Genomic DNA, 24,626 nt, shown 5'->3' with positions numbered 1-24,626 from the left:
AGCGCTTGCAGTTGCGTTCTGGCGAAAAGTCAGGGGTGGGAATGCTGCTGCTGGCCGTAAGTCGCAAACGCTTCCAGGATTGCGAATCCCGGGTGAGGAGGATTTCTCGCCGCGTTCACCGTCCGGACACCTTCGCCGACTACAACTGCAGATGCGCGGACACAGACTCAGACCGGATCGGGTAGTCACGTCATCCGCGCATACGGTGAGCGTCTGCTCCCGAAGAGACCCCCGCCGAATCGGGTCGGCGGGGGTCTTCTCTGTCTTGTCCGGCGAACATCGACCCGGCAGGGGCACAGCGGGTGCCTGATGACTGATGCCGGCCTACAGCCGTTCGATGATCGTGGCGTTCGCCATGCCACCGCCCTCGCACATGGTCTGCAGTCCGAAGCGGCCGCCGACCGCGTCGAGGTGGTCGATCAGGGTGCCGAGCAGGCGGGTGCCCGACGAGCCCAGTGCGTGCCCGAGGGCGATCGCACCTCCGCGCGGGTTGAGCTTGGCGGCATCCGCCCCGAGTTCCGCGGCCCAGGCGAGGGGCACCGACGCGAAGGCCTCATTGACCTCGTAGGCGTCGAGGTCATCGATCGTGAGTCCGGTGCGTTCGAGGATGCGCCGCGTCGCGGGGATCGGGCCGGTCAGCATCATGAGCGGATCGTCGCCGACCACCGTGAACGCGTGGAACCTCGCCCGCGGCGTGAGTCCCAGCTGTTCGGCACGCTCGGCGCTCATCACGAGCGCAGCGGATGCTCCGTCGGTCAGCGGCGAGGAGTTGCCGGGAGTGATCCGCCAGTCGACGTCCGGGAATCGGGCGGCAAGAGCGTCGGTGCGGAACGCGGGGCTGAGTCCCCCGAGCCCCTCGGCCGTCGTGCCGGCGCGCACGGTCTCGTCGCCCGCGGCATCCGGAGCCTCGGCGACCGGAATGACGGTGCGGTCGAAGAATCCCTCGTGCCACGCGGCGGCCGCGCGGCGGTGCGACTCGGCGGCGTACTCATCCAGCGCTGCGCGATCGATGCCCCAGCGCTGGGCGATCAGCTCGGCCGAGACGCCCTGGTTCACGAGTCCCTCGGGGTAGCGCTCACGCAGGCGAGGCGACATCGGCGACCCGCCGGCCGCAGACGATCCGAGCGGCACCCGACTCATCGACTCGACGCCGCCGACGATGACCGCGTCATACGCGCCGGCCATGATCCCCTGCGCGGCGAAATGCACGGCCTGTTGGCTGGACCCGCACTGGCGGTCGATCGTCGTCGCGGGGATCGACTCGTCGAAACCCGCGGCGAGCACAGCCTGCCGCGCGATGTTCGACGACTGGTCCCCCACCTGACTCACGCAACCGAGCAGCACGTCGTCGATCTGCCTCGACTCGAGCCCGCTGCGCTCGAGTATCGCGGCGAGAGCACCCGCCGCGAGGTCGACAGGATGCACACCCGAGAGCGCGCCGCCCGGCTTGCCGCGTCCGACGGGAGTGCGGACGACATCGATCAGGACGGCTTCGCTGCGCGTGCTCATGCCTCCTATTCTCGCCCTGTCGCGGAGTGCGGGGACGGATGCAGCGTCGCTGCCCTGCACCAGCCTCGGCCATGCGCGCCCGCGACGGCCGGATTCCCGGCATCCGGCCGTCCCAGTCGCATTCGGCCTTCCGAAGCACCCGGCATCGGCACCCTGCACCCGGCACCCGGGCATCGGCATCGGCATCGGCATCGGCATCGGCATCGGCATCGGCATCGGCATCGGGCATGCACCTCGATGCCGTCTTCGCGCGCGGCGAAAAACGACCGGCGACACCCGGCATCCGAAATACAATCGAACACGCGCCCGCACCCCGGCGCATCCCCCACCGTCGAGGCGCCCGTGACCCGGGCGATCCGCTCTCTCCGAGGACCCCACCATGTCCAGCGAACCCATCACTGTCTCCATCCGCCGCGAGGTCGACCCCGAGCACGTGGCCGCCGCCACCGCCTGGGTGCAGACCGGCGTGAATCTGGCGCACCGATACCCGGGGTTCCTCGGATCCGGCTGGGTGCGCGACGGCGAGGACTCGCATGTCTGGCACATGCTGTACCGCTTCTCCGACGAGAAGTCGCTCGTGGCGTGGGAGCAGTCGGGCGAGCGCGAGTGGTGGAAGTCGACCGGCGAGCAGTTCGTGCGCAGTGAGCGCGTGCGCCGCCGCACGGGCATCGAGGGCTGGTTCGACGAGCCGACCACCGACACCATCACCCTCCCCCGCGCTGACGGCTCGACGACCACCGTCGCGATGGTCAGCACCCCGCCGCGGTGGAAGCAGGCCGTGTCGATCTGGCTCGGGTTCTTCCCGCTGAACCTCGCCTTCACCTATGCGCTGAGCCCCGTGCCCGGCTGGAACGAGCTGCCGATCTGGCTGCGCGTGCTCGCGACGACCGTCGTGCTCACGCCGATCATGACCTACTGGGTGCTGCCCTGGGTCACGCGCACGCTGCGCCACTGGCTCAACCGCTGAGGCTCGGTCGCCACTGCCGCATCGGGTCTGCCGCACCTGCCGTGTGCGATCCGTCCGTGAGGTGCGTGCATGAGGTGCGTGCGTCCGTGAGGTGCGTGCGTCCGTGAGGTGCGTGCGTCCGTGAGTCGCGTGCGTCCGCGAGACGCGTGCGTCCGTGAGGTGCGGCATCCGTCCGTCGTGTGCGTTCGCCGCGCGAGCGGGTGCACATCTGTGAGGCCGGGCAGTGCATCTGTGCGGGGGCCACTACCGCATCCGAATCGGGCGTTTCCGATGCGAAACTGACTCCGCACCGGATGGTGGATGCGAAACTGACCCCGCACCGGATGGTGGATGCGAAACTGACCCTGCACCGGACTCCAGATGCGCACCTGACCCCGCACCGCCGCCGCGACGAGCGTCAGAGGTCGGCGACGGCGGCGCGCAGCGCCTTCTCCACGGCCGCGACCCCGTCGGACAACGGACCCGGTCGCCGCACGAGATACAGCGTGTTGATCGGCGGGTCCTGGGTGGGTCGCAGGTCGACGAGTCTGCCATCGGCGAGTTCGTCGGCGATCAGGTAGGTCGGCAGGGCGGTGACGCCCGCCCCCGCAACCGCAGCGGCGGCGAGCGCGCGCAGGTCGGGGAAGACGAGAGCCGGTTCCCGGTCGAGACGGATGCCGAACACGTGGCGCCAGTACCGGCGGACGATCGGGACGTCTCGGTCGTATGCGAGCAGAGGTACGTGCGCGATCGCGTCCGGCGAGAGGGCCGGAGACGGGTCGATGCTCAGCGACGGCGAGGCCACGAGCACGAATTCCTCGTCGAACAGCGGCATGCTCGGAAGCGCCCGTCCGCGAGGTCGCACGGCGGAGATCACCAGGTCGAGGCTGCCGACCCTCAGCTGATCGAGCAGGTCGTCGGCCAGGCCCGTGGTCACCGCAAGCCACAGTCCGCCGGCCACAGCACTCGCGAGAGCCGGGGCGGCGACGGCGGCCAGGAACTCCCCGCCCCGCCGAGGCGGATGACCGGCGGTTCGAGGGCCGGGTGGGTGCCGAGAGCATCCGCCAACGCGTCGAGCGGGCCCGAGAGCCGCGCGGCGAGCTCGTCGGCTCGGGGCGTCGGACGGATGCCGCGGGCATGACGGACGAACAGCGGCTCGCCGACGCTCGCCTCCAGCGCCTGCAACTGCGTCGTGACCGACGACTGCGCGAGTCCGAGCCTGCGCGCCGCCGCCGATACCGACCCGGATCGGTGCGCGATGAGGAAGGTGCGCCACAGCCCCAGGTCGGGCAATCCATCGGAATTCCGATTGCTCATATCGGCAATCTATCGGAATCGTTCGTCGCGGCGGGCCGTTGTCCTGGATATCGCATCCGCACGGCATCCGTCGTCCGAACCTTGGGAGCATCCATGTCATCCGTCCTCTTCGTCGTCTCCGGCGCCCGCACCTGGACTCTGTCCGACGGCACCGAGCACCCCACCGGCTACTGGGCCGAAGAGCTGCTCGCCCCCTATCGCCTGCTCACTGCCGCGGGGCACGACGTGGTGTTCGCGACACCCGGCGGTGTCGAGCCGGTCGCCGATGCGTCGAGCCTCGGCGACGGGGATGCCGCGGCGCTCGCGGAGATCCCGGGGCTCAGCACTCCCCTGGTGCTCGCCGATGTCGACGGCGCCGACTACGCGGCCGTCTACTACCCCGGCGGGCACGGACCGATGCAGGACCTCGCTGTGGATGCCGATTCGGCGGCGCTCATCTCGGCGACCGTCGCGGCGGGACGTCCGCTGGCCGCGGTGTGCCACGGGCTCGCGGCTCTGCTGCCCGCACGCGATGCTGCGGGCGAGCCGCTCGTCGCCGGACGGCGCATCACCGGATTCTCCGACGAGGAGGAGCGCATCGGAGGGCTCGCGGACCGCGCGCCGTTCCTGCTCGAGACCTCTCTGCGCGAGCTCGGCGCCGACATCGACGTGACCGACCCGTGGAGCGATCACACGATCGTCGACGGACTGCTCATCACCGGCCAGAACCCGCAGTCGTCGGCATCCGCAGCCCGGGCGCTGGTCGCGGCACTCGCCTGATCGGAGAGGCGCGGTCCGCAGGCGCGACATCCGGCACCCGCACCCGCACCCGCACCCGCACCCGCACCCGCACCCGCACCCGCACCCGCACCCTGCGTGCGGGGCCAGTTGCGCACCGGAAACGCCCGATTCGGATGCCGAACTGGCCCCGCACCGAGTCCCGGATGCCGAACTGGCCCCGCACCGAGTCCCGGATGCCGAACTGGCCCCGCACCCGGCAGCATCGCCCGCTCTCGCACGGCATCACGCGTGCGGGGCCAGTTGCGCACCGGAAACGCCCCATTCGGATGCCGAACTGGCCCCGCACCCAGTCCCGGATGCCGAACTGGCCCCGCACCGAGTCCCGGATGCCGAACTGGCCCCGCACCGAGTCCCGGATGCCGAACTGGCCCCGCACCGAGTCCCGGGTGCCGAACTGGCCCCGCACCGAGCCCCGGATGCCGAACTGGCCCCGCACCGAGCCCCGGATGCCGAACTGGCCCCGCATCGGCGCCACGACCGTGCCGCGAGCGACTCGGGCCGGCCGCCACGCGTCAGACGGCGGCGATCCGCCAGGATGCTGCGTGCGTCGCGCCGGGTTCGAGCACGACCAGGTCGGTCCCCGAGTTGAACGCGTCCGGCGGACAGGTCATCGGCTCGACCGCGAGGCCGATGCGATGGATCGCGTCGATGCCGGGGTTGTCGGCCGTGTGCACCTGCACCCACGGGCAGCGCTCGTCGAAGGTCATGACGACGCCGCTTCCGGCATCCGTCACCACGCGCACCTCGGCGACTCCGCCCTCGCGGGCGAGGCCGGAGAACGCGTGGTCGATGAAGACGTCGGCGATCGGGCGCGCAACGCGGAAGTCCCACTGCGGATGCGCGGACACTCCCTCGAGCGCCACCGGGCTCAGCCGGTCGTCGGTGACGGTCAGCACCTCGGATGCCGGCAGGGTCAGCGTCCAGTCATCGACCCGGCCATCGGGTCCGGCGACGAGATACGGGTGCGGCCCTGTGCCCCAGGGCGCGGCATCCGTCCCGAGGTTGCGCGCGGTGACGGTCTGCTGAAGGCCGTCGCCGTCGATGCGGTACTCGGTCTCCACCTCGACGCGGAACGGATAGCCGGTCTGCGGCTCGATCACGGCCGCGAGCACGACGCGGTCGTCGAGCACCAGTCGGTCTTCGAACTCGGCCCAGGCGAGCAGCCCGTGCAGCGCCTGTCCACGGGCGGGCTCGGTGAGGGCCAGCTGATGCTCGGCGCCGCTGAACGTGTAGCGACCGTCGACGATGCGATTGGGCCACGGTGCGAGGGTGGTGCCGCGGTATCCGGGCCGCACCTCGTCGGCGTCGAAGGGCACGACCAGGTCGCGTCCTTCGAATGCGAGCAGGCGCAGCGAGGCGCCGACGCTCGCGATCACGGCGTCGTATCCGTGCCCGGTGATGCGCAGCTGACGCCCCGAGCGCGGCCGGCCGGCTCCCGTCATCACAGCCCCTGCGCGAGTCGGTAGTAGGCCTGGTTCCAGCGGACCTGCTTCTGGAACTCGGGCAGGGTGGTCGCATCGTCGATCACGAGCAGCTCGACCTCGGCCATCTCGGCGAAATCGCGGAAGGCCTCGAGCCCGACGGCGGTCGACATCACCGTGTGGTGCGCAGCACCCGCGGTCAGCCAGGCGGCGGCCGAGGTGTTGAAGTCGGGCTGCGGCTTCCACACGGCGCGGCCGACCGGCAGCTTGGGCAGCGACTGGCGCGGGGGCACGTTCTCGACGACGTTCGCGGTGAGGCGGAAGCGGTCGCGCATGTCGCTGAGGGCGACGACGATCGCGGGGCCGGGGTCGGCGGTGAAGACCAGGCGCACCGGGTCTTCCTTGCCGCCGATGCCGAGCGGGTGGATCTCGAGGGTCGGCTTCGCCGTCGTGAGCGAGGGCGAGACCTCGAGCATGTGCGCCCCGAGGATCAGCTCGTCGCCGGGCGTCATGTCGTAGGTGTAATCCTCCATGAGGCTCGCCCCGCCGGGCAGGCCCGCGCCCATGACGTTGGCGACGCGCACGAGGATCGCGGTCTTCCAGTCACCCTCGGCGCCGAAGCCGTATCCCTCGGCCATCAGACGCTGCACCGCGAGGCCCGGCAGCTGCTTCAGGGCGCCGAGGTCTTCGAACGAGGTCGTGAAGGCGCCGAAGCCGCCCTCTTCGAGGAACGCCCGCAGACCGATCTCGATCGCGGCCCCGTCGCGCAGCGACTGGTGGCGGTCGCCACCGCGACGAAGCTCCGGCACGACCTCGTACAGCTCTTCGTACTCGGCCACGAGGGCGTCGATCTCGGAGGTGGATGCCGCGGCGACGGCATCCGCCAGGTCGTTCACGCCCCACGTGTTGACCTGCACGCCGAAGCGCAGCTCGGCCTCGGTCTTGTCGCCCTCGGTGACCGCGACGAAGCGCATGTTGTCGCCGAAGCGGGCGAGCTTGAGCGAACGGGATGCCGCGAGGCCGGCGGCCGCACGCTGCCACGTCGCGATCTCCTGGCGCACCCGCGGGTCGCTCGCATGACCGACGACGGTCTTGCGCGGCACGCCGAGGCGCGTCTGGATGTAGCCGAACTCGCGGTCGCCGTGCGCCGCCTGGTTCAGGTTCATGAAGTCGAAGTCGATGTCGGCCCACGGCAGCTCGACGTTCGCCTGCGTGTGCAGGTGCGCGAGCGGCTTCTGCAGTGCGTCGAGACCGGCGATCCACATCTTCGCGGGGCTGAAGGTGTGCATCCATGCGATCAGGCCGATGACCCGGTCGTCGGCGTTCGCCTCGAGGGCCGTGCGCTTGATGGCTGCGGCATCCGTCAGCACCGGCTTCCAGACGATGGTCACGGGCACCTCGCCGGCCTCGTCGAGGATGCGGGCGATCTCCTGCGACTGCTCGGCGACCTGCGCGAGCGTCTCGGGGCCGTAGAGGTGCTGACTGCCGGTGAGGAACCAGACCTCGTAGCCGTCGAGCGAAGTGGTGAGCGGGGTGCGGGGCATGAGAGTCCTTGGGTGTTCCGGTGTCGGCGTGAAGAGTGCGCGTGGGGGTCAGAGAGCGGTGGTCGCGGCGGCTTCGATTGCGAGGCCCGCGCGGTAGCGGTCGAGGTAGGCGGTGAAGCCGGCGACGTCGGCAGGGTCGGGGTCGGCGACCGCGAGGGATGCGGAGGCGAAGACGTCGCGCTCGAGGTACTCCCCCAGCGACGCCGTCTCGGAGTGCGCGAGATACGACGCGAGCACCGCGATGCCCCACGCGCCGCCCTCGGAGGCGAGCTCGCCCACCGCGACGGGAGCGCCGAGCGCTCCGGCCAGGAAACGCTGCGCGACCCCCGCGGTGCGGAACATGCCGCCGTGCGCGAACATGCGGTCGAGTTCGACTCCTTCGGCGGCGAGCACCTGCATCCCCAGCGCGAGCGTGCCGAACACGCCGTACAGCTGCGAGCGCATGAAGTTCGCCAGCGTGAAGGCGCTGTCGGGGGTGCGCACGAACAGCGGGCGCCCCTCGGTGAGGCCGGCGATCGGCTCGCCCGCGAGGTGGTTGTAGGCCAGCAGGCCGCCGGCATCCGCCTCTCCGTCGAGAGCCTCGCGGAAGAGTGCGTCGAAGACGGCGTCATCGCTCAGCGGCTGCCCCGCGGCGGCGGCGAAACGGGTGAAGAGCCCTGCCCAGGCGGCCAGTTCGCTCGCGCCGTTGTTGCAGTGCACCATCGCGACGGCGTCGCCCGCGGGTGTCGTCACGAGGTCGAGCTCATGGTGCACTTCGGCGAGCGGGCGCTCGAGCACGACCATCGCGAAGATGCTGGTTCCGGCCGAGACGTTGCCGGTGCGCGGCGACACCGAGTTCGTCGCGACCATGCCGGTGCCCGCATCGCCCTCGGGCGGGCAGAGCGGGATGCCGGGGGGCAGCGCGCCCGACGGATCGAGCAGGGCCGCGCCCTCGGCGGTGAGCGTCCCGGCGGCGGCGCCGGCGGGAAGGACGGTCGGGAGCAGGTCCTTGGCTGCGGCGGGAAGACGGTCGGCGGCGAGGGCGTCGTAGGCCTGCAGCATCCGCTCGTCGTAGTCTCCGGTGGCCGAGTCGATCGGGAACATGCCGGAGGCGTCGCCGACGCCGAGAACGCGCTCGCCCGTCAGCCTCGTGTGCACATAGCCCGCGAGGGTGGTGACGAAGTCGAGCTGCGGCACATGCGCCTCGCCGTCGAGCACTGCCTGGTGCAGGTGGGCGATCGACCACCGCAGCGGGATGTTCACGCCGAGCAGGTCGGTCAGCTCGGCCGCCGCGGCGCCCGTGTTGGTGTTGCGCCAGGTGCGGAACGGCGTGAGCAGCTCGCCCTGCGCATCGAACGCGAGGTATCCGTGCATCATGGCCGAGATCCCGATCGCGCCGAACGTCTCGGGGCGCACGCCGTGGCGCTCGTCCGCGTCGGCGACGAGACCGGCGTATGCCGCCTGCAGGCCTGTCCACACCTGGTCGATCGCGTAGGTCCAGAGGCCGTCCTGGAGGCGGTTCTCCCACGAGAACGACCCGGTCGCGAGCACCTCGGTGGCGTCGGGTCCGATCAGACAGGCCTTGATGCGCGTGGAGCCGAGCTCGATGCCGAGGCTCGTGCGGCCGGCGAGGATGTCGTCGCGGGCGGTCGTGATGTTCGTATCGCTCATCGTCGGGCGTCCGAGTTCTGTCCGTAGACGTTCTGGTAGCGGGTGAAGAGGCTGTCGATGGCCTCCTGCGGAATCGGGATCAGCGGGCCGGCCTCGCGGGCGTAATGCACGGTGCGGGCCACGTCTTCGACCATGACGGCGGCCTTCACGGCATCCTTCGCGTCGACTCCGATGGTGAAGGGACCGTGGTTCTGCATGAGCACCGCGCGGCTGCGGTGACCCGAGAGCGTCTGCACGATGCCGCGGCCGATCGAGTCGTCGCCGATGATCGCGAAGGGACCGACTGGGATAGGACCGCCGAACTCATCGGCCATGGCCGTGATGACGCAGGGGATCTCTTCGCCACGGGCTGCCCACGCGACGGCGAACGTCGAGTGCGTGTGCACGACTCCGCCGACGTCGGGCATGTGGCGGTAGACGTAGGCGTGGGCGGCAGTGTCGCTCGAGGGAGAGCGGTCGCTTCCCGGAGTGCCGGGGATCACGGCGCCGTCGAGGTCGCACAGGATCATGTTCTCGGGCGTGAGGTCGTCGTAGCTGACGCCCGACGGCTTGATCACGAACAGGTCGGCTCCGGGCACGCGGCCCGAGACGTTGCCGCCGGTCCAGACGATGAGGTCGTAACGGACCAGTTCGCCGTGCAGACGGGCGACATCCTCGCGGACGGCCTGGATGGAGGCGTCGATCTCAGGGGAGAAGACGGGGGCTTCGTTGCTCACGGATACCTCGGGGTCGGCGGTGGTCACTGTGACCGGTCACAGCAGTGTGTCACGGAGGTCGGCGGACCGTCAAGACACCGGCGACCGCTCGGCGCCGCGGTTCGGGGCCACTTTCGCATCTCCCGTCCCGTGCGGGGCCACTTTCGCATCGGATACGGCGTATTCACGTGCAGAACTGGCCCCGCACCGCGCCGCACATGCAGAACTGACCCCGCAGCGAGCCGGCACACACCCTGGCGCCGTTCAGCGCGGCGGCGCCACCGAATCGCGGGTCACGAGCACCGGTGCCACCGGCGCGAGGTCGGATGCCGCGGCTCCGGCACTGCCCGCCAGCACCGCCGCCACCGCACGACGCGCCAATTCCGAGAAGTCCTGCCGCACGGTCGTGAGCTTCGGCCAGTAGTAGGCGGCATCCGGAGTGTCGTCGAACCCGACGACACTGATGTCTGCGGGCACCGAGAGCCCGACTTCCTGCAGACCGCCGAGCAGACCGAGGGCCATCTGGTCGTTCGCTGCGAATACCGCTGTCACACCCGAGTCGCGCACGGCGCGAGCCGCTGCATAGCCCGAGCCGGCGGTCCAGTCGCCCTCGATGACCGGTCCGGCGGCGAGTCCTCGTGCGGCGAGCTCGACCTGGAACCCCTCAGCGCGGGACTCGGCCTCGAGCCAGTCGGCGGGGCCGGCGAGGTGCGCGATGCGTGTGTGCCCGGCGTCGGCGAGTGCCGCGACGGCGAGTCGTGCCCCGGCCTCCTGATCGACCGAGAGGCCGCGCGCGCCGCGATCGGCTGCGTGCAGGGTGACGACGGGCACGCCGATGCGCACCGAGTCGAGCGCGTCGAGGGTGTGGGCGTGAGGCGCGACGACGACGATGCCCTCGACTCCCTGCATGACGAGGTGGTCGACCGCGGCGACCACGGCATCCGTGTCCCCCGCATCTGCGAAGGCCGCACTCAGCCAGTAGCCGACCTCGCGGGCCGACGCCTCGAGCGCTGCGATGCTGCGCGACGGGCCATAGTGCAGTGCGTCGGTGGCGAGCACCCCGAGGGTGCGGGAGCGGCGGGTGCCCAGCGCTCTGGCCGCGTTGTTCATGCGGTAGCCGAGCTCGGTCATCGCGGCAAGCACCCGTTCGCGAGTCTCGGCGGCGACCTCGGGGTGGTCGTTGAGCACGCGCGACACCGTCTGCCGAGACACCCCTGCGCGCACGGCGACGTCGCGCACGCCGACGGTGCGGCGGGGCGGCTGGCTGCTGGTGTCACTCACGCCGACGAGTGTATGCCGAGCGGCCCCGGCGCCTCGTCTTCGTGCCACTCTGGTGACATGCGCATCGCACTCACCGGATCATCGGGCAAGCTCGGCAGCGTCGTCGCGCGGGAGCTCCGCGCTCACGGACACGAGGTCATCGGCATGGACGTCTCAGGCACCCGCGGCCCTGACTTCGTGCAGGTGGACCTCACGGATTACGGCCAGGTCGTGGATGCTTTCACGGCCGTCGGCGACCGGCACGACGGCATCGACGCCGTGGTGCATCTCGGCGCCATCCCGGCGCCCGGCATCCGCAGCGACGTCGCCACCTTCCACAACAACATGCCCGCCACGTTCAACGTCTTCTGGGCGGCGGTGCGCCTCGGCATCCGCCGCGTCGTCTACGCCTCGAGCGAGACCGTCCTCGGTCTGCCGTTCGACGTGCCGCCGCCCTACGTGCCGGTCGACGAGGACTACCCCGCCCGCCCCGAGTCGGTCTACTCGCTCGTGAAGACCCTCGAGGAGCAGCTCGCGAGGGAGCTCGTGCGCTGGCATCCCGACCTGTCGATCACCGCACTGCGGTTCTCGAACGTGATGAACCCCGAGGACTACGCCGAGTTCCCCGACTTCGACGCCGATGCGCTGCGCCGTAAGTGGAACCTCTGGGGATACATCGACGCCCGCGACGGCGCTCAGGCGGTGGAGCGTGCGCTCGAGGTGGCGGCACCCGGGTTCGACAACTTCATCATCGCGGCGGCCGACACGGTGATGACGCGTCCGAACGCCGAGCTGCTCGCCGAGGTCTTCCCCGATGTGCCGGTCGCCCGCGAGTTCGGCCCGAACGAGACGCTGCTGTCGATCGACAAGGCCCGCCGCGTGCTCGGGTTCGACCCGCAGCACTCCTGGCGCGACCACGCCTGACCTGACTCCGGCACGCGCGAGCGCCCCTCAGCGCCGGGCGATGGTCGATCCGCGGATCACGAGCCGCACCGGCAGGTGGTGCGCGCCTTCGCCGATGTCGATGCCGTCGATCGCATCGAACACCCGCAGCGCCGCCTGACGACCGAGCTGCTGCAGGTTCGCGTCGATGCTGGTGAGCTCGGGCCGGGCGTTGGTCGCGAGCACTTCCCAGTTGTCGTAGCCGATCACCGCGAGGTCGTCCGGCACGGTGCGGCCGAGATCGCGGGCCGAGTCGAGCACACCGCGAGCGATCTGGTCGGATCCGCAGAACACGGCGTCGATGTCCGGATGCCGCTGCAGCAGCATCGCCGCGGCATCCCGACCCCAGTGCTCGGTCCACTCCGAGAACATGGGCTCGCCCACGAGTTCGAGACCCGCCTCGCCGAGTGCTGCTCTGGCGCCGGCGAGGCGGTCTTGGGCTGCGGCATAGGTCGGGTCGCCCGAGATGTGCGCGATGCGCCGACGTCCGCAGGCCAACAGGTGCTCGATCGCGAGACGCCCGCCCGCGTAGTTGTCGGGGGTCAATGAGAGGTCGCGCGGGTCATCCGAGGGGGCGTACGCGTAGACCACGGGCACGGGGATCTCCTGCCCGAGCGAGGGGCGCGGATCCGTCTGACGGCCGACGACGATGATGCCGTCGACCCTGCGGCTCAGCAGCTCCTTCAGGTGGTGCTGCTCACGGATCGCGTCACCTCGCGCATCGCACAGGAAGACGTTGATGCGACCTGCGCCGAACGCATCCTCCGCGCCCATGAGGATCGGCAGCATGAAGCGGCCCTCGAGGTCGCTGGTGAGAAGGCCGACCGTGCCGGTGCGCCCGGCGAGGAGTCCTCGCGCCATGGCATTGGGGGTGAAGGACAACTCCTCGGCAATCGCGCGCACCTTGGCGCGGGTGGCGACCGATACGTCGCCCCGATCGTTCAGCGCCTTGGATGCGGTAGAGATCGAGACTCCGGCGCGCGCGGCGACGTCACTGAGCGTCGCAGCTCGTGCTCCAGTCGTATCCGTCATCCCACTCCTTCGTGCTGAAAGGTTATCGGAACGAGGGTTGACGCGCCCTCCGAAACCACGCTATACCTTTTCGAAAGGGTTTTCGTAACTTTCGAAGAACCTGATCTCCACCCTCATCTCCACTCCCGGCGCTGCACTGCCGAAGCGCCACACCGCACCCGCTCGAGGACGAGCCCAGAGGAGCCCCCGCCCATGAACACCATTCGCACCCACGCCGCACGTCGGGCAGCAGCCGCCGTCATCGCGGCCGGCCTGCTCGTCGGCGGACTCGCCGCCTGCGCACCCGCCGGCGATGACGCCGCCTCCGACGAGCCCATCCCCGCCGAAGGCACCGACGACGGCACGACCCTGACGCTGTGGACCCGCGCGCCGATCGAGCGCCAGGCCAAGCTGCTGGTCGACGCCTACAACGACAGCCACGAGAACCAGGTCGAGCTGACAGTCGTGCCCAACGACGACTACGTCGCGAAGGTCGGCGCCGCCGCAGGGTCGAGCGGCCTGCCCGACCTCTTCGCCGCCGACATCGTCTACGTGCCGAACTGGGCGCAGCAGGGCCTGTTCCAGGACATGTCCGAGCAGATCGACGCCCTCGACTTCAAGGACGAGATCAACCCCGGGCACCTGTCGGCCGGCACCGTCGACGGCGCCGAGTACGTGCTGCCGTTCGCCCTCGACCTCTCGATGCTCTTCTGGAACAAGGAGCTCTTCGCCGAGGCCGGCCTCGACCCCGAGAAGGCGCCCGCCACGCTCGAGGAGTTCGCCGAAGCGGCCATGGCCGTGCAGGCGCTGAACAAGCCGGACACCTACGGCACCGCGACCGGCCTCAACTGCGGTGGATGCCTGGTCTTCACCTGGTTCCCCTCCATCTGGGCATCGGGCGACGAGGTCATGAGCGACGACGGCACCGAGTCCCTGCTCGACGGCGACTCGGCTCAGGCCGTCTACGACACGTGGGCAGGCCTCGAAGAGGCGGGTGCGGTTCTCCCGAGCTCGACCGATGAGGCCGGCCCCACCTGGACCGCCGCGTTCAGCGAGGGCAAGGTCGGCGTGATGCCGTTCCCCGCGACGCTGCTCCCCTCGCTCGAGTTCGACGCGGGAGTCGCCGGCATCCCCGGTGTCGACGGCGGTGCCTCGACGTTCGTCGGCGGCGACGGCATCGGCATCTCGAAGGACTCGAAGAAGGCCGCGCAGGCCTGGAACTTCCTCAACTGGATGATGTCCGAGGACGCCCAGGTCGAGGTGCTCGCGAAAGACGGCAACGCCGTCTCCCGCGGAGACCTGGCCGACAACGAGTATGCGGCCGCCGATCCCCGACTGGTGACGATCAACGAGGTCGCAGCCCAGGGCGACACCCCGGTGGCGCTGAACTTCCAGCAGGCGTTCAACGCTCCGGGCAGCCCGTGGCTCACCCTGGTGCGCAACGCCGTGCTCAACGGCGACGACTCGGTGCCCGCCGACAACGAGGAGATCACGGCGATCCTGTCGCAGTGATCATGCGGGGCGGCGCGCCGCGTCGCCCCCGCATCCACCCTCGTCAGTCCCCCATCGAAAGAGAACGTGATGACCCAGGCCACACTCCCGCTGCATCGCCGCAGACGGCGCACCGCCTTCGGCGGCCCGGTGCAGGGCTGGCTGTACGCGGCCCCCACGGCGATCTTCGTCGCCCTGCTGTTCATCGTGCCGCTGGTGCTGGTGCTGCAGATGTCGGCCTCGGACTGGCCCCTGCTGAGCGGCAACCAGGGCATCAACTTCCCGGAGAACTATGCGGATGCCGTCACGCACCGCCTCTTCTGGGATTCCATCCGCTTCACCCTGCTCTACACCGTCATCACGACGGTGATCCTGATCGGACTCGGGCTCGGCCTGGCCCTGCTCGTGCAGGAGTCCACCCGCTGGAAGGGGTTCCTGCGCACGGCCTTCCTGATCCCCAGCGCGCTCGGCCTGGCATCCGCGTCACTGCTGTTCTACGTGCTGTACTCCCCCATCGCCGGCCCGTTCGCGAACCTCATGAAGTCGTGGGGCATCACGTTCCTCGGCACGCCGGAGGGCGCACTGTGGTCGACCATCTTCCTGATCGTCTGGCGATACGCGGGCTTCTACATGCTGCTGATGCTGGTGGGCCTGCAGGGAATCCCGGATGACGTCTACGAAGCCGCCCGCATCGACGGTGCGAACCGCTGGCAGACCTTCCGCGACATCACCGTGCCGCTGCTCAAGCCGACCTTCGCGCTCACGACAGTGATGTGCGTGACCGGGTCGCTGCTCGCGTTCGAGCAGTTCTACATCCTCACCAAGGGCGGCCCCGACAACAGCACCATGACCGTCGTGCAGCTCATCTACAACGTCGCCTTCCAGGGGCAGAACAGCCTCGGCATCGCCGGCGCCCTCTCGGTGATCGTGCTGCTCGCACTCATCGTCATCAACGTCTTCCAACTGCGCGCGTTCCGCCGCACGGATGAGAGCTGAGAATCATGTCCCAGACGCTGACGCGCACGATCGTCGCTCCGAACCATCAGCCGACCCCGCCGCGCTATCGCTCGAAGGCCGCTCGCGTCGTCCTCGGCATCCCGTACTGGGTGTTCACGACCGCGCTGGCCGTGATCTTCCTCTATCCGCTCATCTGGACCGGCGTCTCGTCGGTCAGCCCGATGGCCGGCACCAGCCAGACCGACGGCTGGGGCTTCGGCAACTACGCGGCCCTCGGCGAATACCAGGCCGGCATCTGGGTGTATTTGGGCAACTCGCTCTTCGTCTCGGTGCTCACCGTCGCGCTCACCCTGTTCATCTCGCTGCTGGGCGGATACGCGTTCGCGCGCTTCTCGTTCCCCGGCAAGAACGCACTGTTCCTCCTCACCCTCGCCATCCTGATGGTGCCGTATGCGACCCTGCTCATTCCGCTCTACGTGATCCTCAATGCGGTCGGCCTGCAGAACTCGCTGGTCGGCGTCGCGCTGGTGATCACGATGTTCCAGCTGCCGTTCTCGATGTTCATGATGCGCATCTCGTTCGAGTCGATCCCGCGGGAGATGGACGAGGCGGCGATGGTCGACGGATGCTCGAGCTGGGGCGCCCTGTGGCGGGTGCTGCTCCCCGCCGTCAAGCCCGGGCTCGTGACCGTCGGGCTGTTCGCGTTCCTCACCGCCTGGAACGACTTCATGGCACCGCTGATCCTCATCAACGACACCAACCGCATGACGCTGCCGCTCGCGGTGGCGAACCTCCGCGGACAGGTGCAGGGCGTCGTCGACTACGGCGCGACCGAGGCGGGAGTCGTCGTGCTGGCGCTCCCCTGCATCCTTCTCTTCCTGATCCTGCAACGACACTACGTGCGCGGCTTCATGTCCGGCGCCTTCAAGGGATGACCATGTTCGACACCACTGCACCGGCCGCCCCGGTGGTTCCCACGCACGGGCGTCTGCGCCCGCTCGGCCTCGACGAGGTGCGCATCACCGGGGGGTTCTGGGCCGACCGCCAGGCCGTCAACGGCACTGCCACTCTCAGCCACATCGAGTCGCGACTCGAGTCCGAGGGATGGCTGCCCAACTTCGACCTCGCCGCCGCCGGCACGCTGCCGGACGGGCGTCGGGGACGCGAGTTCGCCGACTCCGAGATCTACAAGTACCTCGAGGCGCTCGCGTGGGAGATCGGGCGGACGGATGCCGCAGCCGACAGCGACCTCGAGCAGCGATTCCGCCGGGTCGTCGACCGGGTCGCCGCCGCGCAGGAGCCCGACGGGTACCTCAACACGATGTTCGGCCGCGAGGGCCAGGACGAACGCTGGTCTGCGCTGCAGTGGGGGCACGAGCTGTACTGCCTCGGGCACCTGTTCCAGGCGGCCGTCGCCCGGGTGCGCACGAGACCGGATGCCGACGACGGTCTGATCGACATCGCTCGGCGCGCCGCGGATCTCGTCTGCCGCGAGTTCGGCGTCGACGGCCGGGACGCGATCTGCGGGCATGCCGAGGTCGAGGCGGGGCTTGCCGAGCTCGGCCGAGCGCTCGGCGAGCAGCGTTACATCGATCAGGCCGCGCTGTTCGTCGAGCGGCACGGGCGTGGGTCGCTGGGCGAGATCGAGTGGGGGCGCAGCTACTTCCAGGACGACGTGTCGGTGCGCGACGCCGAGGCTCTTCGCGGGCACTCCGTGCGGGCGAACTACCTCTCCTCCGCTGCGGCCGACGTCGCCGCCGAGCTCTCCGACGACTCGCTGCTCGACGCCCTGCGGTCGCAGTGGGATCGCACGGTCGAACGCCGCACCTATGTGACGGGGGGCCAGGGGTCGCACCATCAGGACGAGGCCTTCGGCGACGACTGGGAGCTGCCGCCGGATCGCGCCTACTCCGAGACCTGCGCCGGCATCGGGTCGATCATGTTCTCGTGGCGGCTGCTGCTCGCGACCGGTGAGGCGCAGTACGCCGACCTGATCGAGCGGACCCTGTTCAACGTCGTCGCGACCTCACCCGGTGACGACGGGCGCTCGTTCTTCTACGCCAACACCCTGCATCAGCGCACGCCGGGGATCCCGGCGCATCCGGATGCCACGTCGCCGCGCGCCTCGTCATCGCTGCGCGCGCCGTGGTTCGAGGTGTCGTGCTGCCCGCCGAATGTGGCGCGCACGTTCGCGAGCCTCTCCGCGTATGTCGCGACGGCCGATGATGACGGCGTGCAGCTGCATCAGTACGCACCGTCGACCGTGCGCACGACACTGCCGGACGGCCGGATCGTCGCGTTCGATGTCTCGACGGACTACCCGGCGAAGGGCGATGTTCGCGTCACGATCACCGAGGACGCGAAGTTCACACTGACGCTGCGAGTGCCATCGTGGGCATCGGGAGCAACGGTGCGTGTGCACAGCGGGAATGAGGTCACAGAGCTGCCTGCACCTCCGGGTGCGGTCGAAGTCGCTCGTGCGTTCCGCGTCGGCGACATCGTCGAACTGAACCTGCCGATCGTGGCGAGGACCACATCACCGCATCCGATGGTGGATGCCGTGCGCGGCAGCGTCGCGATCGAACGCGGCCCCGAGGTGCTGGCACTCGAGTCGATCGACCTCGGTGGCGACATCGGCGACGCGGTCGCGGCCGGGGAGCCCGTCGAGCGCGACGGTCACGTGGTGCTGCCGGTGCGCCACCGCTCGACCGGCGAGACGGTCGACGCCCCCTTGATCGCCTATCACGACTGGGCGCGGCGCGGTCCGTCGACCATGCGGGTCTGGATTCCGACGGTGTGAGTCAGCTCCAAAGGTCGGCGACGTGAGCCTCGGTCTCGCGAGTGCGTGCTTGCGCGCGGGCGGCCGCGGTGGCGGCGCTGATGAGAGCGGTCTGCATGCCGTCGGCACACTCGTTCCATTCGCGGTGAGCGCGGGAGTAGGCATCTTGGGCGGCCCCGGTCCACAGGTGCCTCAGCCCGGTTGCTTCGGCGTCCAGGTCGTCGAGGAGCGCTCGGATCTGCTGCGCGGTGTCGGCCAACGTCGCGATCGACTGGGCGAGCGGTTCGTGCTCGACACGGATGCGCATCAGCTGTCGCCCTCTTCGGCGCCGGGTTTCGGCCAGCTCAGGTGCAGATCGCGGAGCTCGTAGGGCTGAGACACGTCGTCGGTGAGGAAGTACGTGTAGAAGACGACCGCCGCCTCGTCGGCGGTGAAGACCTCGTGCGGGTAGACCGTGGTGCTGTGGCGACCGTCGTCGTAGTGGATCACCTCGGTGGGCTCGCCTGTGCGGTCGCCGCCGGGCTTGCCGATCGCGTACTGGCGGGGAGTGCCGTCGGCCTCGATGCGGCGCACCTCCAGCGCCAGCGCCTCAGCGGTTCCCGCGCACTGCATGTACTCCTCACTGAACGGGATGTCCTCGAGGAGGTCCGCACCTTCGGGCGCACGCCACAGACTGTAGGACCAGAACGTGGACCCGTTCATGCCCTTCAGTGACGCCCGCAGTTGCTCCGGGTACGGGCGGACGTAGTCGACGAAAGGGCCACGGCTCTCACCATTGATCTGGTCGATATGCGTAGGTGTACTCATTTCACAGTCTCCAGGACCACTCGGGTGATCTGTATCGTCTTGCCGTTGAGGGTGGCGGTCGCGGGGCGTTCGGGACTGACCGTGCTGTCGAATCCCTTTTGGGCTGCGTCACGGCTGCCGGTGCCGCCCTTGACTTCGATGCCGGTGTAGGTCCCATCGGCATTCTCGTAGAGGCCGTCGTAGTAGCGGTGTTGATCTGACGTCGCGTCGGGCTTGTGACGGTACCCGTCGATGGTCGCACGAACTTTGTCGTGGATGACCTCGACGCTGCGTCTGTCAGCGACTCGATCCAACCCGATCTTCTCGGTATCGACCCAAGGGCGTTGCCCGTCGCCGTTCCAGTGGCCCTTGATGTCACGGCCCCCGTGTTCGGGGTGGGGTGGCGGGCGCTCCACGATGCGGACCGCATCATCCCCGGTCGCCTCGTTCATCCATCGCGTCCCGGCGTGCCCGGCAGCGGCGAGGCCTGCGCCCGCGACACCCACGCCGGCCCAGGCGAGGCCGGCACCGGGGACGCCTCCGACCCCGGTGAGCGCGAGGGCACCTCCGCCGCCGATCATCGTGCCGCCACCGACCACGAGCGCGACTCCGCCGAGGAGTTCGAGGAGGATGTCGGGGTGGTTGACGAGCGCGTTGCCCATCGAGGCGATGAAGTTCAGTTGCTCGATCGTCGGGTTGAGTACCGCCGTCTCGAACATAATCGAGCCGACCGCCCCGACGACTGCCCAGTTCGTCGCGCCTTCGGCCTGCTTCGGCGTCTGCAGGGGCGCGGCATCCGCCGCTGCGTGGATGGCGTTGGCAGCGTCGACGGCGTAGCGATCCAGCACACCCCGTGCGTTCGTCAAGACGTCGACCGCCTGTGCGCGCAGGTCCGCGCCGCCGTCGACGAACGCGACGTCGAGTTCGACGTGTCGCAGGTGAAGGTCGCGTTCCAGCTCACGCACCTTCACCTGGTGCTCCTGGCGTGAAGCGATCGTCGCTGCTTCGGCCTGCTCCCACAGGTCGATGGCGCGTGCGGCTTCGTCCTGCGCCCATCGCAGAGCATCGCCATAGGCCGACAGAGCGGCGGCGCCACTCATCAAGTACTCGCCGCACCTCTGCCACGACGACCGCACGTATTCCGCCCGCTCGAGGTACTTCTCATACGGGTACCCCGTCCACGCGGAATCGACCTCGAGGCCCCGCAACCCGTCCCGAAGGGCAGTGGCGGCCTCGGACCGAGACCGCCACGCGGACGCGACCGTATGCGCCGCGGCATACGAGCCCGGTATCAGCGCGACCGGGTCGTTCGCCATCCCCAGCTCGGACATCAGTAGTCGCTCTCGGCCCAGATCATCTGGTCGAGTTCGCTGCTCGACGCCTCATCGCCCCGGTCGAACACCTCGGCCGTCTGCCGCAGGTTCTCCGCCACCATGTCGACGTCCGCGAGACGGCGCCCCAGTGCCGTCGTCCATGCGTCGCCGAATCGCGCCACCGCCGCGGTGATCGAGCGTGCGCCCAACCCCGACGACTGCGCGACCACCGCCGAGCCGAAGTCGCCCCGCAGACTGGCGGCCTTCGTCGCGAAGGCGCGCAGCTCGTCGGTCTCCACATCCGTCATCGCACGCCATCGGTCACGAACGACAACGTTACGTCTTCATATGAGGACGTCACCGACATCCGCAGCTCGAATACCGGTGTTCCGAGATGGGACCTTCAGGGTGCTCAGACATGCGAATGGCCCCACCTCGGTGCGAGATGGGGCCATTCGGGCGATGGAGCGGAAGCTACTCCCGTTTGCGTGTCACTGCGCGCTGGAGCAGCACGAACACGAGCAGGATGCCGCCCGTGATGATCGTCGTCATCTCGGGCGGGATGCCTCCGTCACGCGTGATGAGCACGTTCATCAGACCGAGCACCAGCGCACCGACGACCGAGCCGAGCACGTATCCGTAAGCCCCTGTCAATACGGTGCCGCCGATCACTGCCGCGGCGATCGCGTCGAGCTCCCACCCGATGCCGGTGATGTTCTGAGCGGTGCCGAGTCGTGCGGTGTAGAGCACCGCCGCGAGACCGGCGAGACCGCCGCTGATCACGTAGACGAGCACCTTCGTGCGCTGCACGGGCAGACCCATGAGCAGCGCCGAGCTCTCCGATCCTCCGATCGCGTACACGGTGCGGCCGGTGCGCGTGCGGTGCAGAACGAAGAACGCGGCGGCCACGACGATCACCGCGATGAGCACTGCGGGGGTGATCACGAGGTCGTTGACCTTCGGGCCGTCGATGATCTTCAGCTGGGTGCCGATCCAGCGGATCGGCGACTCCTCACCCAGCCGCTCGGGCTTGGTGCTGAGCAGCGAGGCGAGGCCCCGACCGAGGAACATCATCGCCAGTGTCGCGATGAAGGGCTGCACGTCGAAGTACCGGATCAGCACTCCCGAGACGATGCCGAAGAGCACTCCGATGCCGATCATCGCGACGATCACGGCGAAGGCGTTCCAGCCGGCGTTCGAGAGCATCACACCGGCGACCGACGAGACCGCGATGATCGATCCCACCGAGAGGTCGATGCCGCCCGTGAGGATCACGAAGGTCAGCGCGACCGCGAGCACGATGAGGTGCGCATTGTTGATGAGCAGGTTCGACAGCGTGTTGAACTGCAGGATGCGGCCGTAGGCCACCTCGCCGAAGATCACCATGCCGACGAAGATGACCACCGAGGCGATCGTCGGCAGCACCGAGGGGTTCGCCGTGATCATGCGTCGCAGACGGTCGGCGACGCTCTCCGTCGCCTGAGGGGCCGGAGGGGCGGTCATGACGCTCATGCGGACACCTCTTCTTTCGCGATGATCTGTTCGACCGGGCGGGCTCTGCGTCGCGTCCGGAACCAGCTGCGCACGCGCTGCGACTGCAGCAGACACAGCACGACGATCACGATGGCCTTGAACGCCGGGGTCGCCGACGACGAGACGCCGAGATACAGCACGGTCTTGTCGAGGGTCGCGATGAGCAACGCGCCGACGAAGGCGCCGCTGAGTGAGAACTTGCCACCCGCCAGCGATGCGCCGCCGATGACGACCGCGAGGATCGCGTCGAGCTCGAGCTGGTAGCCGGTGCGGGAGATGTCGACGGTCATGACGCTGCCGACCGACATGATGCCCGCGATCCCGGCGAGGATGCCGCTCATGATGTAGGCCGTGAGCAGCAGTCCCTTCGGCTTGATGCCCGCCATGCGGCTGGCCCGGGGGTTGATGCCGATCGCCTCGATCATGAGGCCCAGCGCGCTGCGCCTGACCACCCAGCCGACGGCGATCACGATCAGCACCGCGAGGATGAACACCACGGGGATGCCGATCACGAAGCCGTTCGCGATCCACCGGAACGCATCGTTGGATGCCGTCGTGTTCTGCCCGCCGGTGATCACCTTGGCGATGCCTCGGCCGGCGAGCATGAGCACGAGCGTGGCGATGAAGGGCTGCAGGCCGACATAGGCGACGAGGACGCCGTTGACCGCCCCCAGGATGCCGGTGATGACCAGCGCGAGTCCTACCGCGGCGAGCGCTGCGCCGAAGGAGTCGCCTGCGGCGCTGAGGAACTCCATCGAGACGGCTCCGGCGACGGCCATCAGAGATCCGACCGAGAGGTCGATGCCACCGGTGGCGATCACGAGCGACATCCCGATCGCGATCATCATGATCGGCGCCGCCTGGCGCAGGATGTCGATGAGGTTGCCGACGAGGTTGCCGTTGTTGGGGTTGATCGAGAGCGCGAGGTACGTCGGGTCCTTGATCACGTTCAGGGCGAGCAGCGCGAAGATCGCCACGATGCCCCAGAAGAACGGCTTGTGGATCAGGTCCCGCCAGATGGTGGTGCCGGCTGACGCGGTCATCGCGCTGCCTCCTTGTCGGTCGTGGGGGCGATGCTATCGGGCACGGCGCCGTCGGTGTCGTCGAGCGTCTCGGCAGCGGCCTCGACTCCGTGAGCGGCGATCACATCGACGATCACCTGCGCGGTGACGTCCGGTCCGTTCTGGATCTCGCCGATCTTCCGGTGGTCCTTCAGCACGACGATCCGCTCGGAGAGGCGCACGACCTCTTCGAGCTCGGAAGAGATGAACACCACGGCGACGCCGTCTTCGGCGAGCTCGGCCACCGCCTCCTGGATCTCAGCCTTCGCACCCACGTCGATTCCGCGGGTCGGCTCATCGAGGATCAGCAGCTCGGGCTGCGTGGCGAGCCAGCGGCCGAGCAGCACCTTCTGCTGGTTGCCGCCGGAGAGGTTCTTGATCATCCGGTCGGGGTCGGCCGGACGGACGTTGAACTGCGCGATGTAGCGGTCGACGATCGCATCCTGCTCCTTGCGGCTCATGGGACGCGCCCATCCGCGCTCCGCCTGCACGGCGAGGATGATGTTCTCGCGCACGGTCAGGTCTCCGATGATCCCCTCGTCGCGGCGGTTCTCGGTCGAGAAGGCGATCCGACGAGGCAGCGCATCGGCGGGCGACTTGAGGTCGACCCGGCGTCCATGCAGCTCGATCGTGCCTTCGTCGGTGCGGTCGGCGCCGTAGAGCAGTCGGGCGAGCTCGGTGCGCCCGGAGCCGAGCAGCCCGGCGAACCCGATGACCTCGCCGGGGCGGATGTCGAGGTCGGTCGCCTCGACCGCTCCGCGGCGTGCGATTCCGGATGCCGCGAGCAGCGGCTTCTCATCGGCCTCGCGCGGCGCGCGGCGGCGGTTGCCTCCGAGCGACTTGAGCGCATCGAGGTCCTTGCCGATCATCTTCGAGATGAGAGCGTGGCGGTCGAGGTCCCGGGTGAGGTACTCACCCTCGTACAGTCCGTTGCGCAGCACCGTCAGGCGGTCGCTGATCGCGTAGACCTGATCGAGGAAGTGCGAGACGAAGAGGATCGCGACCCCCTGGTCTCGCAGTGCCCGGATCACGGTGAAGAGGCCCTCGACCTCGGCGGCGTCGAGGCTGGAGGTCGGCTCGTCGAGGATGAGCACCTTGGCCTTGATCGCCATCGCGCGGCTGATGGCGACGAGCTGCTGCAGCGCGATCGAGAGGGTCGAGAGCGGCCGGCGGGTGTCGAGGTGCCCCAGGCCGAGTCGGGAGAGGGCGTCGGTCGCAGCGCGGTGGGTGGCCGTCCAGTTGATGCCGAACACACCTCGCGTCTCATGACCGAGCATCACGTTCTCGCCGATCGAGAGGTTGGGGGCGAGGTTGACCTCCTGGTACACCGTCGAGATCCCGGCATCCTGCGCGTCGCCGGCGCCGCCGAGGCTGCGCTCCTGCCCGGCGACGACGATCGACCCGGAGTCGATCCGGTAGACGCCGGTCAGGGCTTTGATCAGGGTCGACTTGCCCGCGCCGTTCTCGCCCATGAGCGCGTGGACCTCGCCCTGGAACAGCCGGAAATCGACCTTGTCGAGGGCTTTCACGCCAGGGAACTCGATCGAGATCCCCCGCATCTCGACGATGGGCAGTGCTTCGTTCATCGGTGTCTCCTCCTCCGGAAGAGCCCGGGCGGTGCGGCTGTTGCG

At 69.2% G+C, this 24,626-nt stretch carries 24 protein-coding genes; 7 read left to right on the top strand and 17 right to left on the bottom strand.

The features are described from left to right. Positions 1–324: 324 nt before the first annotated feature. On the bottom strand, positions 325–1,509 hold the full coding sequence (locus ACZZ93_RS13350; RefSeq protein WP_463511287.1) for a thiolase family protein: 1,185 nt from the start codon (positions 1,507–1,509) through the stop codon (positions 325–327). A gap of 379 nt (positions 1,510–1,888) precedes the next feature. Here ACZZ93_RS13350 and ACZZ93_RS13345 point away from each other — a divergent pair, with 379 nt between their 5' ends. Then, positions 1,889–2,476, top strand: coding sequence for an antibiotic biosynthesis monooxygenase (locus tag ACZZ93_RS13345; protein ID WP_053097861.1), 588 nt, complete (start codon positions 1,889–1,891; stop codon positions 2,474–2,476). A 397-nt stretch (positions 2,477–2,873) separates the two neighbouring features. Here the strand turns inward: ACZZ93_RS13345 and ACZZ93_RS13340 are convergent, their stop codons facing one another. Both ACZZ93_RS13340 and ACZZ93_RS13335 read right to left on the bottom strand, forming a co-directional pair. Beyond that, positions 2,874–3,392, bottom strand: coding sequence for a substrate-binding domain-containing protein (locus ACZZ93_RS13340; protein ID WP_463511286.1), 519 nt, complete (start codon positions 3,390–3,392; stop codon positions 2,874–2,876). Beyond that, a complete protein-coding gene (locus tag ACZZ93_RS13335) occupies positions 3,389–3,772 on the bottom strand; it encodes a LysR family transcriptional regulator (RefSeq protein WP_463511285.1) in 384 nt (127 codons plus the stop codon). The genes ACZZ93_RS13340 and ACZZ93_RS13335 overlap by 4 nt, the downstream gene beginning before the upstream one ends. 93 nt (positions 3,773–3,865) lie before the next feature. Here ACZZ93_RS13335 and ACZZ93_RS13330 point away from each other — a divergent pair, with 93 nt between their 5' ends. Next, complete coding sequence (locus ACZZ93_RS13330; RefSeq protein WP_463511284.1) at positions 3,866–4,531, top strand: type 1 glutamine amidotransferase domain-containing protein; 666 nt, start codon at positions 3,866–3,868, stop codon at positions 4,529–4,531. Here the strand turns inward: ACZZ93_RS13330 and ACZZ93_RS13325 are convergent. The 6 genes from ACZZ93_RS13325 to ACZZ93_RS13300 form a co-directional block, all read right to left on the bottom strand. Continuing rightward, positions 4,467–5,018, bottom strand: a complete 552-nt coding sequence (locus ACZZ93_RS13325; protein WP_463511283.1) for a hypothetical protein — start codon at positions 5,016–5,018, stop codon at positions 4,467–4,469. The genes ACZZ93_RS13330 and ACZZ93_RS13325 overlap by 65 nt on opposite strands. A gap of 46 nt (positions 5,019–5,064) precedes the next feature. Beyond that, the gene (locus ACZZ93_RS13320; protein ID WP_187250690.1) at positions 5,065–5,994 is read right to left on the bottom strand and encodes an aldose 1-epimerase family protein; all 930 of its coding nucleotides are present in this window, start codon (positions 5,992–5,994) and stop codon (positions 5,065–5,067) included. After that, a complete protein-coding gene (gene araA, locus ACZZ93_RS13315; RefSeq protein WP_463511282.1) occupies positions 5,994–7,517 on the bottom strand; it encodes an L-arabinose isomerase in 1,524 nt (507 codons plus the stop codon). The genes ACZZ93_RS13320 and araA overlap by 1 nt, the downstream gene beginning before the upstream one ends. A 48-nt stretch (positions 7,518–7,565) precedes the next feature. Continuing rightward, positions 7,566–9,167: a xylulokinase gene (locus ACZZ93_RS13310; protein ID WP_463511281.1), complete on the bottom strand. Its 1,602-nt coding sequence runs from the start codon at positions 9,165–9,167 to the stop codon at positions 7,566–7,568. Next, entirely contained in the window at positions 9,164–9,883 is a 720-nt protein-coding gene (locus ACZZ93_RS13305) for an L-ribulose-5-phosphate 4-epimerase (protein WP_285363427.1), read from the bottom strand. Before ACZZ93_RS13305 ends, ACZZ93_RS13310 begins: the two co-directional genes overlap by 4 nt. A gap of 243 nt (positions 9,884–10,126) precedes the next feature. Then, complete coding sequence (locus ACZZ93_RS13300) at positions 10,127–11,143, bottom strand: LacI family DNA-binding transcriptional regulator (RefSeq protein ID WP_463511280.1); 1,017 nt, start codon at positions 11,141–11,143, stop codon at positions 10,127–10,129. A gap of 57 nt (positions 11,144–11,200) precedes the next feature. On the opposite strand from ACZZ93_RS13300, the gene ACZZ93_RS13295 reads away from it, so the two are divergent. Then, complete coding sequence (locus ACZZ93_RS13295) at positions 11,201–12,046, top strand: NAD-dependent epimerase/dehydratase family protein (RefSeq protein WP_463507417.1); 846 nt, start codon at positions 11,201–11,203, stop codon at positions 12,044–12,046. Positions 12,047–12,073: 27 nt separating this feature from the next. Here ACZZ93_RS13295 and ACZZ93_RS13290 read toward each other — a convergent pair whose 3' ends face one another. Further along, on the bottom strand, positions 12,074–13,096 hold the full coding sequence (locus tag ACZZ93_RS13290) for a LacI family DNA-binding transcriptional regulator (RefSeq protein WP_053097877.1): 1,023 nt from the start codon (positions 13,094–13,096) through the stop codon (positions 12,074–12,076). A gap of 192 nt (positions 13,097–13,288) precedes the next feature. On the opposite strand from ACZZ93_RS13290, the gene ACZZ93_RS13285 reads away from it, so the two are divergent. The 4 genes from ACZZ93_RS13285 (at position 13,289) to ACZZ93_RS13270 (ending at position 18,323) form a co-directional block, all read left to right on the top strand. Beyond that, positions 13,289–14,587 (top strand): ABC transporter substrate-binding protein, encoded by a 1,299-nt coding sequence (locus ACZZ93_RS13285; protein ID WP_072591962.1) that lies wholly within the window; start codon positions 13,289–13,291, stop codon positions 14,585–14,587. Positions 14,588–14,656: 69 nt separating this feature from the next. Continuing rightward, a complete protein-coding gene (locus tag ACZZ93_RS13280; protein ID WP_053097880.1) occupies positions 14,657–15,562 on the top strand; it encodes a carbohydrate ABC transporter permease in 906 nt (301 codons plus the stop codon). Positions 15,563–15,567: 5 nt separating this feature from the next. After that, positions 15,568–16,458, top strand: coding sequence for a carbohydrate ABC transporter permease (locus ACZZ93_RS13275; protein WP_082297903.1), 891 nt, complete (start codon positions 15,568–15,570; stop codon positions 16,456–16,458). Beyond that, positions 16,455–18,323, top strand: a complete 1,869-nt coding sequence (locus tag ACZZ93_RS13270; protein ID WP_463511279.1) for a glycoside hydrolase family 127 protein — start codon at positions 16,455–16,457, stop codon at positions 18,321–18,323. Before ACZZ93_RS13275 ends, ACZZ93_RS13270 begins: the two co-directional genes overlap by 4 nt. A gap of 1 nt (position 18,324) precedes the next feature. Here the strand turns inward: ACZZ93_RS13270 and ACZZ93_RS13265 are convergent, their stop codons facing one another. The 7 genes from ACZZ93_RS13265 to ACZZ93_RS13235 form a co-directional block, all read right to left on the bottom strand. After that, positions 18,325–18,609, bottom strand: coding sequence for a WXG100 family type VII secretion target (locus ACZZ93_RS13265; protein WP_463511278.1), 285 nt, complete (start codon positions 18,607–18,609; stop codon positions 18,325–18,327). Continuing rightward, positions 18,609–19,109: a hypothetical protein gene (locus tag ACZZ93_RS13260; protein ID WP_463511277.1), complete on the bottom strand. Its 501-nt coding sequence runs from the start codon at positions 19,107–19,109 to the stop codon at positions 18,609–18,611. The genes ACZZ93_RS13265 and ACZZ93_RS13260 overlap by 1 nt, the downstream gene beginning before the upstream one ends. Next, a complete protein-coding gene (locus ACZZ93_RS13255) occupies positions 19,106–20,419 on the bottom strand; it encodes a putative T7SS-secreted protein (protein ID WP_463511276.1) in 1,314 nt (437 codons plus the stop codon). The genes ACZZ93_RS13260 and ACZZ93_RS13255 overlap by 4 nt, the downstream gene beginning before the upstream one ends. After that, positions 20,419–20,709, bottom strand: coding sequence for a type VII secretion target (locus ACZZ93_RS13250; protein ID WP_053097891.1), 291 nt, complete (start codon positions 20,707–20,709; stop codon positions 20,419–20,421). The genes ACZZ93_RS13255 and ACZZ93_RS13250 overlap by 1 nt, the downstream gene beginning before the upstream one ends. Positions 20,710–20,875: 166 nt before the next feature. After that, positions 20,876–21,913, bottom strand: coding sequence for an ABC transporter permease (locus tag ACZZ93_RS13245; RefSeq protein WP_072591968.1), 1,038 nt, complete (start codon positions 21,911–21,913; stop codon positions 20,876–20,878). Continuing rightward, positions 21,910–22,977 (bottom strand): ABC transporter permease, encoded by a 1,068-nt coding sequence (locus ACZZ93_RS13240; RefSeq protein WP_053097897.1) that lies wholly within the window; start codon positions 22,975–22,977, stop codon positions 21,910–21,912. The genes ACZZ93_RS13245 and ACZZ93_RS13240 overlap by 4 nt, the downstream gene beginning before the upstream one ends. Then, entirely contained in the window at positions 22,974–24,581 is a 1,608-nt protein-coding gene (locus tag ACZZ93_RS13235) for a sugar ABC transporter ATP-binding protein (RefSeq protein WP_463511275.1), read from the bottom strand. The genes ACZZ93_RS13240 and ACZZ93_RS13235 overlap by 4 nt, the downstream gene beginning before the upstream one ends. Between the last annotated feature and the right edge of the window lie 45 nt (positions 24,582–24,626).

The sequence above is a fragment of the Microbacterium sp. AC026 genome (genome assembly GCF_979258475.1).
The sequence above is the reverse complement of the archived record's forward strand: the minus strand, read 5'-3'. Positions and strand labels throughout refer to the sequence as shown.

What these genes read in the sequence shown, in the direction of transcription:
- ACZZ93_RS13350 (WP_463511287.1), bottom strand. Translation starts at nt 1,509, where the DNA reads ATGAGCACGCGCAGCGAAGCCGTCCTGATCGATGTCGTCCGCACTCCC.
- ACZZ93_RS13345 (WP_053097861.1), top strand. Translation starts at nt 1,889, where the DNA reads ATGTCCAGCGAACCCATCACTGTCTCCATCCGCCGCGAGGTCGACCCC.
- ACZZ93_RS13335 (WP_463511285.1), bottom strand. Translation starts at nt 3,772, where the DNA reads ATGAGCAATCGGAATTCCGATGGATTGCCCGACCTGGGGCTGTGGCGC.
- ACZZ93_RS13330 (WP_463511284.1), top strand. Translation starts at nt 3,866, where the DNA reads ATGTCATCCGTCCTCTTCGTCGTCTCCGGCGCCCGCACCTGGACTCTG.
- ACZZ93_RS13325 (WP_463511283.1), bottom strand. Translation starts at nt 5,018, where the DNA reads ATGCGGGGCCAGTTCGGCATCCGGGGCTCGGTGCGGGGCCAGTTCGGC.
- ACZZ93_RS13320 (WP_187250690.1), bottom strand. Translation starts at nt 5,994, where the DNA reads ATGACGGGAGCCGGCCGGCCGCGCTCGGGGCGTCAGCTGCGCATCACC.
- araA (WP_463511282.1), bottom strand. Translation starts at nt 7,517, where the DNA reads ATGCCCCGCACCCCGCTCACCACTTCGCTCGACGGCTACGAGGTCTGG.
- ACZZ93_RS13310 (WP_463511281.1), bottom strand. Translation starts at nt 9,167, where the DNA reads ATGAGCGATACGAACATCACGACCGCCCGCGACGACATCCTCGCCGGC.
- ACZZ93_RS13295 (WP_463507417.1), top strand. Translation starts at nt 11,201, where the DNA reads ATGCGCATCGCACTCACCGGATCATCGGGCAAGCTCGGCAGCGTCGTC.
- ACZZ93_RS13290 (WP_053097877.1), bottom strand. Translation starts at nt 13,096, where the DNA reads ATGACGGATACGACTGGAGCACGAGCTGCGACGCTCAGTGACGTCGCC.
- ACZZ93_RS13285 (WP_072591962.1), top strand. Translation starts at nt 13,289, where the DNA reads ATGAACACCATTCGCACCCACGCCGCACGTCGGGCAGCAGCCGCCGTC.
- ACZZ93_RS13280 (WP_053097880.1), top strand. Translation starts at nt 14,657, where the DNA reads ATGACCCAGGCCACACTCCCGCTGCATCGCCGCAGACGGCGCACCGCC.
- ACZZ93_RS13275 (WP_082297903.1), top strand. Translation starts at nt 15,568, where the DNA reads ATGTCCCAGACGCTGACGCGCACGATCGTCGCTCCGAACCATCAGCCG.
- ACZZ93_RS13270 (WP_463511279.1), top strand. Translation starts at nt 16,455, where the DNA reads ATGACCATGTTCGACACCACTGCACCGGCCGCCCCGGTGGTTCCCACG.
- ACZZ93_RS13265 (WP_463511278.1), bottom strand. Translation starts at nt 18,609, where the DNA reads ATGCGCATCCGTGTCGAGCACGAACCGCTCGCCCAGTCGATCGCGACG.
- ACZZ93_RS13260 (WP_463511277.1), bottom strand. Translation starts at nt 19,109, where the DNA reads ATGAGTACACCTACGCATATCGACCAGATCAATGGTGAGAGCCGTGGC.
- ACZZ93_RS13255 (WP_463511276.1), bottom strand. Translation starts at nt 20,419, where the DNA reads ATGTCCGAGCTGGGGATGGCGAACGACCCGGTCGCGCTGATACCGGGC.
- ACZZ93_RS13250 (WP_053097891.1), bottom strand. Translation starts at nt 20,709, where the DNA reads ATGACGGATGTGGAGACCGACGAGCTGCGCGCCTTCGCGACGAAGGCC.
- ACZZ93_RS13245 (WP_072591968.1), bottom strand. Translation starts at nt 21,913, where the DNA reads ATGAGCGTCATGACCGCCCCTCCGGCCCCTCAGGCGACGGAGAGCGTC.
- ACZZ93_RS13240 (WP_053097897.1), bottom strand. Translation starts at nt 22,977, where the DNA reads ATGACCGCGTCAGCCGGCACCACCATCTGGCGGGACCTGATCCACAAG.
- ACZZ93_RS13235 (WP_463511275.1), bottom strand. Translation starts at nt 24,581, where the DNA reads ATGAACGAAGCACTGCCCATCGTCGAGATGCGGGGGATCTCGATCGAG.